Raw genomic sequence first — 14646 nt, forward strand, 5'->3', positions numbered from 1 at the left:
TCAAGCCTTCTTATATATATTGAATTGAGGTGTCTAATACTTTAGATCACTCTCTATTTTTTTGTTCTAGAATAAGAAAGGATGCTTAATCAGACAATTTTTTTCAAAATGAAATAAAAGGGGCTTTCATTTGGGAAAGACAATTTTCCTACGCGTGGCCAAGGTTAATATAGGGTATAAAAACTACTGTTTCGACAAGAACTATAAACATGTGACAAATTCGACGAAATTTTCTTTGGTTTTAAGCAGGAATTTGGACGGGTATAATAGAAATATATAAACATAGCATTAATATTAGGTAAAACTTTTATTAATTTGCTATACACAAGCATTACTAATGACAAGGAGGATTCCATATGATGAACTACAACATTCGTGGCGAAAACATTGAGGTAACTCCAGCAATTCGAGAATACGTAGAGAAAAAGGTCAGCAAGCTTGAACGTTATTTTACTGAAGTACCTGAAGCAAATGTACATGTAAATTTAAAAGTGTATCAAGATAAAAAAGCAAAAGTTGAAGTCACCATTCCTTTACCACAATTGGTTTTAAGGGCAGAGGAAGTCAATGACGATATGTATGCAGCAATAGACTTAATCGTTGACAAACTAGAACGACAAATTCGAAAACATAAAACAAAAGTTAACCGCAAATTGCGTGAACAGGGAAGTACACAGGAATTTTTCACTAACGGGAACAGCCACGCTGAAGCCGAAGATGACCTTGAGTTGGAAGTTGTTCGTACGAAACAATTCGATCTCAAGCCGATGGATAGTGAAGAAGCTGTATTGCAAATGAACATGCTTGGCCACAATTTCTTCGTCTACACAGACGCTGAATCAAATAATACAAACATCGTTTATCGTCGTAGAGACGGAAAATACGGATTGATTGAGACAAAATAATATAGTTTCTTTAAACATACACTCAAAAAACACATGAGATTACTGCTAAATCTCATGTGTTTTTTTGTGCGTAGCATGTAAATGAAGGATAAATCAAGCATATTAAAGAATAAAAATAAAAGAAACGAGTTTGTTAGGAGGGGGATTGTGAGTAAGCATTTTTTATCAGCAGCAATAATCATCTTAAGTTTATCCATCATTTATTGTGGTATGCAAATAGGTATATCAAATAGTAATCAAAAAAATAAAAAAGAAGTTAGTAATTTGGATAAAGGGCTGCTAACTATAGAAGAAACTGCGAAATATTTAAGTATGTCAGTTGATCAGCTTGAAGAAATTATTTTCCACCAAGATATCGAAAGGGCAGATCTAACCAGTTTTGATATATATGAATTTATACCCTATATTAAAGTGAATGATGAAAAATATTTTAATAAAGTTCAAGTGAACGAATGGATAAAATATAATGCAACAGAATGGGCAGAAATAAATTATTAGTAGTTGCTTAAATGTAAAGCTATAATAAAAGGAGTAAATTTCGAAATAGGGGTGGCATCATGAAAATAGATGAGACCGATCGCAAAATTCTTCAATTACTTACGGAAAATGGCCGCCTATCGTATGCAGATATTGGTAAACAATTGAATTTATCAAGGGTAGCCGTCCGTGAACGCGTAAATCATTTAATGAATAACGGAGTAATCGAAAAGTTTTCCGTAGTTATAAACTCTGAAAAAGTTGGGAAGCATGTTTCCGCTTTTTTTGAAGTGGATTGTGAACCTGCTTTTTTAGTGGAAGTCGCCCAAAAGCTCGCTGATAATCCTAATGTCGCCAGCTGCTATCAAATGACCGGTCCAAGTACATTACATATGCATGTATTAGTGGAGGATTTTTCTAGCCTCGAAAACTTTATCAATAACGAGCTTTATTGCTTAGAAGGTATTACAAGAGTAGAAAGTAATATCCTCCTAAGAAGATTCAAAAGCCGTAACGGACTTAAACTATAAGGAAAATATTTTATTAAAATCATTCAGAAAAAACTCCCAAAGCGGTCGTCAAAGAGGCCAAATGACTCCCGTAACCCGAGAAAAACCCTCGGAACGGTCGTCAAAGAGGCCAAATGACTCCCGCATCTCAAGAAAAACCCGAAGAGCAGTCATCAAGGAGGCCCGATGACTCCCGTAACCCAATGAAAAACTGCAGAGCGGTCGTCAAAGAGGCCAAATGATTCCCGTAACCCAAGAAAAACCCGCGGAACGGTCGTTAAAGCTGCCCAATGACTCCTGTATCTCAAGAAAAACCCGAGGAGCGGTCGTCAAAGATGCCCGATGACTCCCGTAACCCAATGAAAAACTGCAGAGCGGTCGTCAAAGCGGCCCAATGACTCCCGTAACCCAAGAAAAACCCGCGGAACAGTCGTCAAAGAGGTCCAATGACTCCCGTAACCTAAGGAAATTCCGCAAAGCGGTCATCAAAGTTGCCGAATGACTCCTGTGACCATAAAAAAACTCCTGGAACGGTCATCAAGCCGCTGAATCATGCCCACCCCCAGAAAATCTCTCAAATCTATCCTTAAAACCACCAAACAAAACTCACAACCCGCAAAAAAGAGATCCCGAAAAAATAACCATACCACATCATTCATGTGTGTCTTCACCACCTATATTTAAAAAATTTAAAATCTTTTTATAGAATATAATAATAGTTTTCTATATAATCATATTTATAGAAAAGTAATTCCGTTTGTAAATTAAAATCAATTAAAAAACGAACAAATGTAAACAAAAAGAGGGTATATTCATTTGGAATAGGGAGTGGGGAGAAGTGAATCTGGATCATCTGTATCAACCGTATTCTTCCATTCGTAATACGGTTTTTGCAAGAAACGGGATGGTAGCAACTTCACAGCCTTTAGCATCACAGGCTGGTCTTGAAGTTCTCCGTAAAGGGGGAAATGCAATCGATGCGGCGATTGCAACTGCAGCTGCACTAACTGTCGTAGAACCGACTTCAAACGGAATTGGCGGTGATGTTTTTGCACTTGTTTGGACCAATGGAAAGTTGCATGGATTAAATGCCAGTGGCCCGGCACCTAAGTCCATTTCAATTGAAGCCGTTCGTGCACGAGGACATGAAAAAATGCCCACATATGGTGTGATTCCAATTACTGTTCCAGGTGCTCCGGCGGCATGGGCAGAGCTTTCGCAAAGGTTTGGGAAACTTTCCTTACAAGAAGTATTAGAACCAGCTATCCGTTACGCTGAAGGAGGCTATCCTTTAACACCTATTCTCGGGAAGTATTGGCAGCTGGCATACAGACGATTTAAGGAAATGTTAAAAGATGAAGAGTTTAAACCTTGGTTTGAAACATTTGCTCCAAATGAAAAAGCACCGAATATTGGTGAGATGTGGAGATCACCAGGTCATGCAGCTACTTTAAGATCGATTGCTAATACAAATGCTGAGAGCTTTTACCGTGGGGAATTAGCTGGAAAAATAGTTGAATATATTCAAAAGTATGACGGATTTTTATCAAAAGAGGATTTAGCTGATTTCCGTGCCGAGTGGGTCGAACCGATTTCTACAAATTATCGAGGATATGATGTGTGGGAAATACCACCGAATGGGCAAGGGCTTATAGCATTGATGGCTCTTAATATCGCTAGAGGTTTTGATTTTGTCGAAAAAGAAACAGTTGATACATACCACAAACAGATTGAAGCTATAAAGCTTGCCTTTACCGATGGAAAGAATTTTATTACCGATTCAAGACATATGAAGCTTGAAACAGAGCATCTGCTTTCGGAAGAATATGCAAAGGCAAGACGTGCACTTATTAGTGAAACAGCGATTACTCCTGATCCATATCAACCACCAAGTGGAGGAACCGTTTATTTAGCGGCAGCTGATCATGAAGGGAATATGGTGAGCTTTATTCAAAGTAATTATATGGGCTTTGGTTCTGGAATTGTCATTCCTGGTACAGGTATCTCGCTGCAAAACCGTGGACACGATTTTTCTCTAGATCCTGAGCATGCGAACGCATTACAGCCGGGAAAGAAAACATACCATACGATTATTCCGGGCTTCCTGACAAAAGACAATGAAGCTGTTGGGCCATTTGGTGTTATGGGTGGTTTTCTACAGCCACAAGGACATTTCCAAGTGATCATGAATACGGTCGATTTTCTTTTAAATCCACAAGCAGCACTGGATGCACCACGTTGGCAATGGATTGAAGGTAAAAAAGTTGAAGTTGAACCTAATTTTCCAAACCATATAGCTCTAGCACTTATTAGAAAGGGCCATCAAATCCAAATTAAACCGGATTCAGGAGGCTTCGGCCGAGGGCAAATTATTTGGAGAAATACTGAAACCGGTGTTCTAATGGGCGGGACAGAATCAAGAACTGACGGATCGATTGCTGCTTGGTAAGAGAAGTTTTTCCTAAAAGGTAAGAAAGCATAAAATTTACTAAAGATATTAGGCATGAAAAGTGTCTGCTGTGTCTAGCTCCAGCGCCTATCGGATAGCGGATTTCTCCGTCTTCTCCCTACGATAAGTCAACATCGACTCTTCCCTTGCCGTGTCTCCTTTATCTCAGTCGAAGACTATGAAATCCGTACGCTAGAGCTGCGGCGCTTGCGCTTTTCCTAATAGCATCTTAAAAATACGGTCAATCTAAAACTAATGATATTGGCATATGAAAATCAACAATGAACGCACATCAAAAGATTAAGCATTTAAAGGAAGTTGATATAAATGAAACAACGTGATATTTTTGTTGCCTTTTTCCGTTCAGGTATGCTCGGATATGGCGGGGGGCTTTCGGCCATTCCTCTTATGCATAGGGAAGTTGTAAAAAACTATAAATGGATGGACGATGAAGAATTTTCGGATATACTTGCTCTAGCTAATACGCTTCCAGGTCCAATTAATACGAAAATGTCAGGTTATATTGGCTGGCGGGTTGGCGGATTTTGGGGAATGATGAATGCTTTAGCGGCAACTGTACTTCCAACGGTCATTTTAATGATAATTTTATTAACTGTTCTACACGCCTATAATGACAAACCATGGGTAAGAGGAATGTCCAGAGCTGTTGTTCCAATTGCCGGTGTAATGCTTGGAGTGTTAACCTGGGATTTTATCAAAAAGTCCAAAAATTCAATGGGATGGATTTCTACTATTATTGTCATTGTTATTAGTATTGTTGTGATGAATATACTAGGACTTCATCCAGCTATTATGATTGTAGGACTTTTAGTTGCAGCTTTATTTTCTAAACAGAAAAAGCTTGAGAAACAGGTGAAAGCATCATGATCTATTGGCAAATTTTTATTTCAAATTTTATGGCAAACTTTTTAGGATATGGTGGGGGACCTGCATCTATTCCTCTTCTTGAACATGAAGTGGTGGATCGTTATAGCTGGTATACCGTTCATGAATTTAGCGAAATGGTTGCTTTAGGAAATGCATTGCCAGGGCCAATTGCTACGAAAATGGCCGGCTTTATCGGGTATGACCAAGGCGGGATTCTAGGAGCAATCGTTGGGTTATTTGCGACCGTTGCACCGTCCATCCTATTATTAATTATTTTATTAGGTCTTTTGTTGAAATTTAAAGACTCTCCTAAAGTAAAAAATATGACAAAGCTTGTTCGTCCGGCTATCGCCGTTTTATTAGGAGTTATGACAATCGACTTTTTTACTAGCTCTTATAAAGGAATAGGTATTATCCACACGATCTTTTTAGGCGCAGTTAGTCTCCTTCTGCTAGAAAAGTGGAAGGTAAACCCAGTCTTCGTCATTGGCGGAGCACTTTTATACGGAGCCATCTTCCTCGGCTAAACAAACTTGAGGGTGTCCCAAAAGTGATGAACACAATTGCTTTCGGGATTACCCTCTGTTTTTATGTTTTTTAACCGCCTTCTCTTGTTAGTAATTTGTAAATCCGAACTGTATTTTTGTTGTTTAGTTGTCACTTGATAGCATACAATGTTAAAATTTAATTAGGTACAAAATTATGGATTTTTTTGTGAGAGATTTTTGTTTTTTTCAACATAATAAACTTTCTCACATTTTAGATATAATGAGATCTTAACGACTATTGCCTTTTTCGTAAAATTTTTAAAATCCTGATATAATTTAGTTTCTGGGCATCTTTTCTTATAAAAGTCTATCTTTTCAAAAGGTAAAAGTTGTTTATTAAAAAGTTATGATTCAAATTACAGTTACATTTAAGAAAAGAGCCTTAAATATAAAGGAGCGTTTACTAAATGGTTGCTTTTTTAGAAAAAGTTTTTGATGCAAATAAACGTGAAATTAAACGACTTGATAAGTTAGCAAGTCAGATTGAAGAACTAGCCTCCGATATGGAAAAGCTGTCTGATGACCAGCTTAGAGAAAAAACTGAGGAATTTAAACAACGCTACCAAAATGGTGAGACGTTGGATGATTTATTAGTAGAAGCATTTGCTGTTGTTCGGGAAGGTGCCCGCAGGGTGCTTGGTCTATATCCATACCATGTACAGCTAATGGGGGGTATTTCTTTACACGAAGGAAATATCTCAGAGATGAAAACCGGTGAAGGTAAAACATTAACAGCAACAATGCCTGTTTATTTAAATGCGATTTCTGGAAAAGGTGTTCACGTTGTTACTGTTAATGAATATTTGGCTAGCCGTGATGCTACCGAAATGGGCGAGCTATATCAATTCTTAGGTTTAACAGTCGGATTAAACTTAAATAGCATGTCAAGCGAGGAAAAACAGGAAGCTTATGCTGCCGATATTACTTATGGAACAAACAACGAATTTGGTTTCGATTATCTTCGTGACAATATGGTGCTATATAAAGAGCAGCGTGTTCAACGACCTTTAAATTATGCTGTCATCGATGAGGTTGACTCCATATTAATTGATGAAGCAAGGACACCGCTAATCATATCTGGTCAAGCACAAAAATCGACTTCTTTATATATTCAAGCGAATGCTTTTGTTCGTACATTGAAAAAGGAAGAAGACTACACATATGATGAAAAAACGAAAAGTGTTCAATTAACAGAAGAAGGGATTAATAAAGCTGAACGTTCTTTTAGTATCGAAAATCTCTTTGATATTTCTCATGTAACGCTAAATCACCATATTAATCAAGCATTGAAAGCCATTGTCAGTATGCATCTTGATGTGGATTATGTTGTTCAAGATGGCGAAATTGTCATTGTTGACCAATTTACTGGTCGTCTCATGAAGGGACGTCGCTTTAGTGATGGCCTTCACCAAGCCATTGAAGCTAAAGAAGCCGTTGAAATTCAAAACGAAAGTATGACAATGGCAACGATCACGTTCCAAAACTACTTCCGTATGTATGAAAAGCTTTCAGGTATGACAGGTACAGCGAAAACAGAGGAAGAGGAATTCCGAAACATCTATAATATGAGAGTTATCGTAATTCCTACAAATAAACCAATCGTTCGTGATGACCGACCAGACTTAATTTATGCTAGTATGGAAGGCAAATTCCACGCTGTTGTTGCAGATATTGCCGAACGTCATCAAAAAGGCCAGCCGATTCTTGTGGGTACAGTTGCAATTGAAACTTCGGAATTAATTTCAAGCTTACTAACGAAAAAAGGTGTTCGACATAATGTATTAAACGCAAAAAACCATGAACGTGAAGCGGAAATCATTGCTGAAGCCGGTCAGCAAGGTTCTGTGACGATTGCAACGAATATGGCTGGTCGTGGTACAGATATCAAACTTGGTGATGGTGTGATAGAGATTGGTGGTCTAGCTGTTATCGGTACAGAGCGCCATGAATCACGTCGTATTGATAATCAGCTCCGTGGACGTTCAGGTCGTCAAGGAGATCCAGGGATTACACAATTCTATCTTTCCATGGAAGATGAATTGATGCGCCGCTTTGGTTCTGATAATATGAAAAACATGATGCAGCGTCTAGGTATGGACGATTCTCAACCCATCCAAAGTAAAATGGTTTCTCGTGCGGTTGAATCTGCTCAAAAACGTGTAGAAGGGAATAACTTTGATGCACGTAAACAGCTTTTACAATATGATGATGTATTACGCCAACAACGTGAAATCATCTATAAACAACGTAATGAAGTAATAGACTCTGATAATTTACGAGAAATTGTTGAAACAATGATTTACTCTATGATCGAACGGATGGTTCAGCTTCATACCCCAGGTAATGAGGAAGAAGAGAGCTGGAATCTCCAAGGATTAATTGATTATGTTAACGGCAACTTGCTTCCAGAAGGCGATGTCACAGCTGAACAATTACGTGGCAAAGATCCGGAAGATATGATTGAATTGATAAAAGAAAAAGTAAAAGCTCGATATGATGAAAAAGAAGAATCTTTAACATCCGAGCAAATGCGTGAATTTGAAAAAGTTATTTTACTTCGTGCAGTTGATTCAAAATGGATTGACCATATCGATGCGATGGATCATTTACGTCAAGGGATTCATTTACGTGCATACGGTCAAATTGATCCACTGCGTGAATACCAAAGTGAAGGCTTTGCAATGTTTGAAGGCATGGTAGCAGCGATTGAAGAAGATGCAGCGAAATATGTGATGAAAGCTGAGATTCGAAACAATCTTCAACGTGAGGAAGTAGCAAAAGGCCAAGCAGTGAATCCGAAAGAAGACGGCGAAAAAGTGAAGAAGAAGCCTTTGAAAAAAACGGTTAACGTCGGTCGAAACGATCCTTGCCCATGCGGAAGTGGTAAAAAGTATAAACAATGTCATGGTAAACATGCATAGTTCTTAATTTTAATCTTATATTGAACACATTTTTACTTTATAAAAACGGACAGGTGTAACATGCCTGTCCTATGCTAATTTATCTTCTGAGGTGATACAAATGGAATTATTTGAAATACGTACTGAACTTGAAAAAACAGCTAAAAAACTAGCGGACTTTAGGGGGTCTCTTTGACCTCGAAAACAAAGAAGCTCGGATTGCTGAGTTAGATGAAATGATGCTGGAGCCTGAATTTTGGAATGATCAGCAGGCAGCACAAACGGTTATTAATGAAGCGAATGGCTTAAAGGATATGGTTAATGAATACAAGGATCTTCTTGAAATCCAAGAGAATCTTGAATTAACACATGAACTTGTAAAAGAAGAAAACGACGCAGAACTGCAGCAAGAACTCGAAAATGAAATGCAAGATTTGCTTCAACGCTTAAATCAATTTGAACTGCAGCTATTATTAAGTGAACCTTATGATAAAAATAATGCCATTTTGGAGCTTCATCCAGGTGCAGGAGGTACAGAATCACAGGACTGGGGTTCGATGCTACTCCGTATGTACACACGCTGGGGCGAGAAAAAAGGCTTTAAGGTCGAAACACTGGATTATTTACCTGGCGACGAGGCCGGAATTAAGAGTGTTACTTTATTGATTAAAGGGCATAATGCATATGGCTATTTAAAAGCAGAAAAAGGGGTACATCGCTTGGTGCGAATTTCTCCATTCGATTCATCAGGTCGTCGTCATACGTCGTTCGTATCCTGTGAAGTTATGCCGGAATTCGATGAAAATATTGAAATCGAAATCCGTACAGAGGATATTAAAATTGACACGTATCGTGCAAGTGGTGCAGGCGGTCAGCACATTAACACCACCGATTCAGCCGTTCGGATTACACATTTGCCAACAGGAATAGTTGTTACATGTCAATCAGAACGTTCACAAATAAAAAATCGTGAAACAGCAATAAGCATGCTAAAAGCAAAGCTATATCAACGAGAGATTGAAGAAAAAGAAAAAGCACTCGCAGAAATTCGCGGTGAACAAAAAGAAATTGGCTGGGGAAGCCAAATCCGTTCTTATGTATTCCATCCATATTCAATGGTAAAGGATCATCGTACCAATACAGAAGTGGGTAATGTGCAAGCTGTCATGGACGGAGAATTAGACAATTTTATTGATGCATATTTGCGTTCACGGATCTCATAAAAAACAAAGCTTTCACTTCGGTGAAAGTTTTTATTATAGGCTTTGTTAAAGATAATATTTGAATGACGCGGTTGGCTATTTCTATGATGATTATAGTCAGCTGAACACATCCTCGAACGTACTATATAGTTTATCAAAGTTAATACTTAAAGAAATATTTGAATCCTGAATAATTTTGTCCTATGTTAGATAAAACTATCACCATAGGGTGGTTCATTGAAAGGCCGAACCATATGGGGAATAGATAAGCAGAATTCATAAAGTTGAAACAATTAATGAAAAGCCTTGATCCATCTGCATTTGTGACGATTTGAATGGATATGAGGTATGTAGGGAAGGCTCCAAAAGTAGCTAGGATTGGTATATAGTAAAGATGAAGGGTTTATTTACCAACAAACATAGGAGGTTGACAGATGTGTTTAAGAAATTAGCAGGAGTTCTGATGATTTTAACGCTTTCTTTTAGTTTAGCTGCCTGTGGAACAAGCAGTAAGGACAAAAATACTGCAAAACAAGAGACAACAGGCACCACAGGTACTACAGCCACTGCTGGTGATGCAGCAAAACTTTTTGATCAGAAATGTTCTAGTTGTCACGGGGGAAATCTTGAAGGAAATATAGGTCCAAACTTACAAAAAGTAGGTTCAAAATACAATAAGGATGAAATTTTAAATATCATTAATAAAGGAAAAGGCGGTATGCCTCCTGGAGTAATCAAAGGTACTGATGCAGATGCAGTAGCGACATGGTTATCTGGAAAAAAATAAGCTTAAAATGGAAATGTTAAAACAACCTGATGAATTTTCAACAGGTTGTTTTTTTATGATTCTTTTGTCTTGAGAATAGACTTTTTGACCTATTTCATATTTACTAAGAATTTTTATAAATATTGGGAACTTTTTATTTTTATTTCGCTTTGAAATATAAATGTAATATAATTTTCCATTAACATTGCTGTGTATGATGTTATAATAAATTTGTGATTAATTTCGATATATTACGCCAGCTTTCGATTTTTTTGCAAAAAATAGCGGAAATTAGGACAAGCAATTGAATGAATATGGCATCTAGAAAAATGATCCTAGAAGAGTAAGGTGATTAAATGATAGAAATGCAAAATGTATATAAAAAATATCCGAATGGAATTCTTGCTGCGAATGACTTAAATGTTCAAATCAAACAAGGCGAGTTCGTCTATGTCGTTGGACCTAGTGGAGCCGGAAAATCTACTTTTATCAAAATGATGTATCGTGAGGAAAAAGCAACAGAAGGCAATATAATGGTAAGCGGAATTAATTTAAGTAAATTAAAAAATAACCGCATACCATATTTTCGTAGACAAATCGGCGTTGTTTTCCAAGATTTTAAACTCTTGCCGACATTAACTGTTTTTGAAAATGTTGCTTTTGCACTAGAAGTGATAGAGGAACAGCCTAAAAAAATCAAACAACGAGTGATGGAGGTTTTAAGTCTAGTAGGCTTAAAGCATAAATCAAGAATGCTACCAACAGAACTATCTGGTGGTGAGCAGCAGCGTGTTTCCATTGCCCGTTCAATTATTAATACACCAAAGGTTGTTATTGCGGACGAGCCAACAGGGAATCTCGATCCTGAAACATCTTGGGAAATTATGAACATATTAGAAGAGATCAATACTAGAGGGACAACAGTGGTTATGGCAACACATAACCGAGAAATTGTTAATACAATTAGACATCGGGTAATTGCTATTGAAGGCGGCCGCATTGTCCGTGATGAACAACGGGGGGATTACGGATATGAGGGCTAGAACGGTCAAACGACATCTTCGTGAAAGCTTTAAAAGTTTAGGACGTAATGGATGGATGATGTTTGCTTCTGCTAGTGCCGTAACCATTACGTTATTATTAGTAGGGGTATTCTTCGTCATTATGATGAATATGAATAAAATTGCTTCAGATATTGAGCATGATGTGGAAGTTAGAGTTCATATCGATTTAACAGCAAAACCTCAAGATCAAGAAGCACTTAAACATAGAATTGAAAATTTAAGTCAAGTTCAATCTGTTAAATTTTCTTCTAAGGAACAGGAGCTTCAAAATTTAGTCAACAGTATGGGGAATGATATGAAGCTTTTTGAACAAAATAATCCCCTGTATGACGTATTTATCGTAAAAACGAAGAATCCTACAGACACTCCATCAGTAGCGAAGCAAATAGAAACCTTTGACCATGTCGAATCAGCGAAATATGGCGAAGGAAAAGTTGAAAAACTATTTAATGTATTAAAAATAAGTCGAAATGTTGGATTAGTACTTGTTATAGGACTGCTGTTTACAGCCATGTTCTTAATTTCCAACACTATTAAAATTACGATATTTGCAAGACGAAAAGAAATTGAGATTATGAAACTTGTAGGTGCAACTAACTGGTTTATTAGATGGCCATTTCTCATGGAAGGACTTTGGTTAGGAGTAATTGGTTCAATTTTACCGATTCTCATTATCTCGTTTGGATACTATTATTTGCACAGCTTCTTAGCCCCACGCTTAAAGAGTCAATTGATTCAAATACTTGATTTTAATCCGTTTGTGTTCGAAATTACAGGATTACTTCTATTTATGGGCATTTTAATTGGTATTTGGGGAAGCACCATGTCCATTCGACGCTTTTTGAAAATATAAAACAACATAAGCTTAATGGTCGAGGCGAAAGATCTTGCCTCGACATCTATACATATAGTGTTTAAAAAATAATAAGGGGGATTAAGATTGAATAAACGTTCATTGCTTTCAGTTACACTAGCATCTGTGCTAGGATTCGGTTGTTTATTTGCTAATCAATCGGATGCGTTTGCTTCAAAACTATCAAACTTGCAAAACGATAAACAAGATGTAGAGAATAAAAGCTCGAAAATCAAATCAAATATTCAGCAAAAAGACAATAAAATTGACGAGATTAAAGGTAAGCAAAGCGGTCTTGAAAGCCAGTTGGCAACACTAGATATTAACATTGCTGACACTAATGAAAAAATACAAGAAAAACAAGAGCAAATAAATGATGCTAAAAAGGCTATTGATAAATTAAAAACAGAGATTGATGCATTAAAGAAACGAATTGAGGAACGAAATCAACTATTAGATCAACGTGCACGTACAATGCAGACAAATGGTGGCGGATCAGTCAATTATTTGGATGTGATTTTAGGGGCAGAAAGTGTTGCTGACCTCATTGACCGCGTGTCTGCTGTTACAACATTAATTAATGCAGATAAACAAATTATTGAAGAACAAAAACGAGATCAAGCAACATTAGAGAAAAAACAAGCAGATGTAGAGAAAAAGCTAAAAGATCTACAAGTAATGCAAAGCAAGCTTCAATCTATGAAAGCTGAATTCAATCGCCAAAAGGCACAAAAAAATGCAATAATGAAAGAACTCTCTAAACAGAAGAAACATCTTGAAGAAGAAAAACTATCATTAGAAGAAGAACAATCTATTCTATCTGCACAAAAATCAGCTATTGAAAAAGCTATTCAATTAGAAAAGGATCGTATTGCTGAAGAACAGCGTGCAGCTGCAGAGCGTGCGAGACAGCAGCAACAGAAGCAACAACAACAACAACAGCAACATAATTCAAATGGAAATGTTGGAGGAGGAGGCACTTCTGGAACACCGCCAGTTTCCTCTGGTACATTTATGCGTCCTGCACAAGGTTATATTTCATCTGGCTTTGGCTATAGATCCTTTGATGGTGGTTTTCACTATGGTGTTGATATCGCCAAAGGTGGAACCGTTCCTATTGTAGCTGCAGGTGATGGTGTCGTTGCACGTTCATATTTATCTTCCAGCTATGGAAATGCCGTTTTCATCACACACTCAGTAAACGGAAAAATTTATACAACGGTCTATGCTCATATGAGCTCCCGTTTAGTTGGTGAGGGTGCTGCGGTTAGAAAAGGACAAATCATCGGATACATGGGAAATACCGGTGAATCATTTGGGCAGCATTTACATTTCGAATTTTATATCGGCAATTGGACTGCATCCCATTCAAACGCTGTAGATCCAAGAAACTATATCAGCTTTTAAAGTTAGAACCACATCACTGTGGTTCTTTTTTTATGGAGAATACTAAGTCTAATTCGCTGAATAAATTTTTCATAAATCTCTGATAGGGATTCAAAAGAAAATTTCTATTACTTATGTGTTTATCTCAATCGAAATATCCTTCTTTTCATATACTGGTTTAAAAGACCATAGAAACTTTTATTTGGATTGAGAAAGTTAATATAAATAATGTGAGGTGATTATAGGATGCCATTCTATCCGCAATATCCAGGGAGAGGGCCGCTTCAGAGAAGACCGCTTCAAAGAGGACCATTTATGAGAAGTGTATCTCTTCCTACTAGAAATATGATGGTACGTTCATCTGGAAGACACCAACTAATGCCTCGTTCATCACAAGGACCGGGAGGCTATCAAAAGGTTTTTCACCATGTTGGGAACGTTACTAATGGAATCAACATGTTAAGACAACTAGGATCATTTTTGCCATTTTTCAAGTAATGCAGTAGAAAAATACCTATGGGCTAGTGTTAAATGATTGTATAAACACTTATCTCGTAGGGTTTTTTAATGGTTACCCTGGTGATAAAATCTTCTGTAGGGTATGCGTGAAGCGATTTCTTTACGAAATAAAACTAGCTGAACGTATACCCTACAGATTTTATTTGAAACAATAATATAGTTTAACAAAGCGTTTTATAA

13 protein-coding genes are annotated in these 14646 nt (G+C 37.3%); all 13 read left to right on the top strand.

The window, feature by feature from the left end; genetic code table 11:
- Positions 1-356 precede the first annotated feature (356 nt).
- The 13 genes from hpf (at position 357) to ACQKP0_RS20685 (ending at position 14445) form a co-directional block, all read left to right on the top strand.
- Positions 357-905: a ribosome hibernation-promoting factor, HPF/YfiA family gene (hpf, locus tag ACQKP0_RS20625; protein ID WP_427407724.1), complete on the top strand. Its 549-nt coding sequence runs from the start codon at positions 357-359 to the stop codon at positions 903-905.
- Between the two features lie 147 nt (positions 906-1052).
- Positions 1053-1403 (top strand): hypothetical protein, encoded by a 351-nt coding sequence (locus tag ACQKP0_RS20630; protein ID WP_427407725.1) that lies wholly within the window; start codon positions 1053-1055, stop codon positions 1401-1403.
- Positions 1404-1462: 59 nt separating this feature from the next.
- Positions 1463-1912, top strand: coding sequence for an Lrp/AsnC family transcriptional regulator (locus ACQKP0_RS20635; protein WP_427407726.1), 450 nt, complete (start codon positions 1463-1465; stop codon positions 1910-1912).
- A gap of 817 nt (positions 1913-2729) precedes the next feature.
- Positions 2730-4340, top strand: a complete 1611-nt coding sequence (locus ACQKP0_RS20640) for a gamma-glutamyltransferase family protein (RefSeq protein WP_427407727.1) — start codon at positions 2730-2732, stop codon at positions 4338-4340.
- A gap of 327 nt (positions 4341-4667) precedes the next feature.
- Positions 4668-5228: a chromate transporter gene (locus ACQKP0_RS20645; protein ID WP_427407728.1), complete on the top strand. Its 561-nt coding sequence runs from the start codon at positions 4668-4670 to the stop codon at positions 5226-5228.
- Positions 5225-5755, top strand: a complete 531-nt coding sequence (locus ACQKP0_RS20650; RefSeq protein ID WP_427407729.1) for a chromate transporter — start codon at positions 5225-5227, stop codon at positions 5753-5755. The genes ACQKP0_RS20645 and ACQKP0_RS20650 overlap by 4 nt, the downstream gene beginning before the upstream one ends.
- Before the next feature lie 428 nt (positions 5756-6183).
- On the top strand, positions 6184-8697 hold the full coding sequence (secA, locus tag ACQKP0_RS20655) for a preprotein translocase subunit SecA (RefSeq protein ID WP_427407730.1): 2514 nt from the start codon (positions 6184-6186) through the stop codon (positions 8695-8697).
- Positions 8698-8797: 100 nt separating this feature from the next.
- Positions 8798-9899, top strand: a protein-coding gene (gene prfB / locus ACQKP0_RS20660) for a peptide chain release factor 2 (RefSeq protein WP_427407731.1) whose coding sequence is annotated in 2 segments (ribosomal slippage) — positions 8798-8869 and positions 8871-9899 — 1101 coding nt in all. Because the reading frame shifts where the segments join, the coding sequence is not laid out codon by codon here.
- A gap of 442 nt (positions 9900-10341) precedes the next feature.
- Positions 10342-10665: a cytochrome c551 gene (cccB, locus tag ACQKP0_RS20665; RefSeq protein WP_427407778.1), complete on the top strand. Its 324-nt coding sequence runs from the start codon at positions 10342-10344 to the stop codon at positions 10663-10665.
- A 335-nt stretch (positions 10666-11000) separates the two neighbouring features.
- A complete protein-coding gene (ftsE, locus tag ACQKP0_RS20670; RefSeq protein ID WP_427407732.1) occupies positions 11001-11687 on the top strand; it encodes a cell division ATP-binding protein FtsE in 687 nt (228 codons plus the stop codon).
- Entirely contained in the window at positions 11677-12561 is an 885-nt protein-coding gene (ftsX, locus tag ACQKP0_RS20675; RefSeq protein WP_427407733.1) for a permease-like cell division protein FtsX, read from the top strand. Before ftsE ends, ftsX begins: the two co-directional genes overlap by 11 nt.
- A gap of 87 nt (positions 12562-12648) precedes the next feature.
- Positions 12649-13968, top strand: a complete 1320-nt coding sequence (locus tag ACQKP0_RS20680) for a murein hydrolase activator EnvC family protein (RefSeq protein ID WP_427407734.1) — start codon at positions 12649-12651, stop codon at positions 13966-13968.
- A 225-nt stretch (positions 13969-14193) separates the two neighbouring features.
- Complete coding sequence (locus ACQKP0_RS20685) at positions 14194-14445, top strand: hypothetical protein (protein ID WP_427407735.1); 252 nt, start codon at positions 14194-14196, stop codon at positions 14443-14445.
- The last annotated feature ends 201 nt before the right edge of the window (positions 14446-14646 follow it).

It is taken from the genome of Heyndrickxia sp. NPDC080065 (assembly GCF_050281185.1).
GTDB lineage: Bacteria > Bacillota > Bacilli > Bacillales > Bacillaceae_C > Heyndrickxia.

What these genes read in the sequence shown, in the direction of transcription:
- hpf (WP_427407724.1), top strand. Translation starts at nt 357, where the DNA reads ATGATGAACTACAACATTCGTGGCGAAAACATTGAGGTAACTCCAGCA.
- ACQKP0_RS20635 (WP_427407726.1), top strand. Translation starts at nt 1,463, where the DNA reads ATGAAAATAGATGAGACCGATCGCAAAATTCTTCAATTACTTACGGAA.
- ACQKP0_RS20645 (WP_427407728.1), top strand. Translation starts at nt 4,668, where the DNA reads ATGAAACAACGTGATATTTTTGTTGCCTTTTTCCGTTCAGGTATGCTC.
- ACQKP0_RS20650 (WP_427407729.1), top strand. Translation starts at nt 5,225, where the DNA reads ATGATCTATTGGCAAATTTTTATTTCAAATTTTATGGCAAACTTTTTA.
- secA (WP_427407730.1), top strand. Translation starts at nt 6,184, where the DNA reads ATGGTTGCTTTTTTAGAAAAAGTTTTTGATGCAAATAAACGTGAAATT.
- cccB (WP_427407778.1), top strand. Translation starts at nt 10,342, where the DNA reads ATGATTTTAACGCTTTCTTTTAGTTTAGCTGCCTGTGGAACAAGCAGT.
- ftsE (WP_427407732.1), top strand. Translation starts at nt 11,001, where the DNA reads ATGATAGAAATGCAAAATGTATATAAAAAATATCCGAATGGAATTCTT.
- ftsX (WP_427407733.1), top strand. Translation starts at nt 11,677, where the DNA reads ATGAGGGCTAGAACGGTCAAACGACATCTTCGTGAAAGCTTTAAAAGT.
- ACQKP0_RS20685 (WP_427407735.1), top strand. Translation starts at nt 14,194, where the DNA reads ATGCCATTCTATCCGCAATATCCAGGGAGAGGGCCGCTTCAGAGAAGA.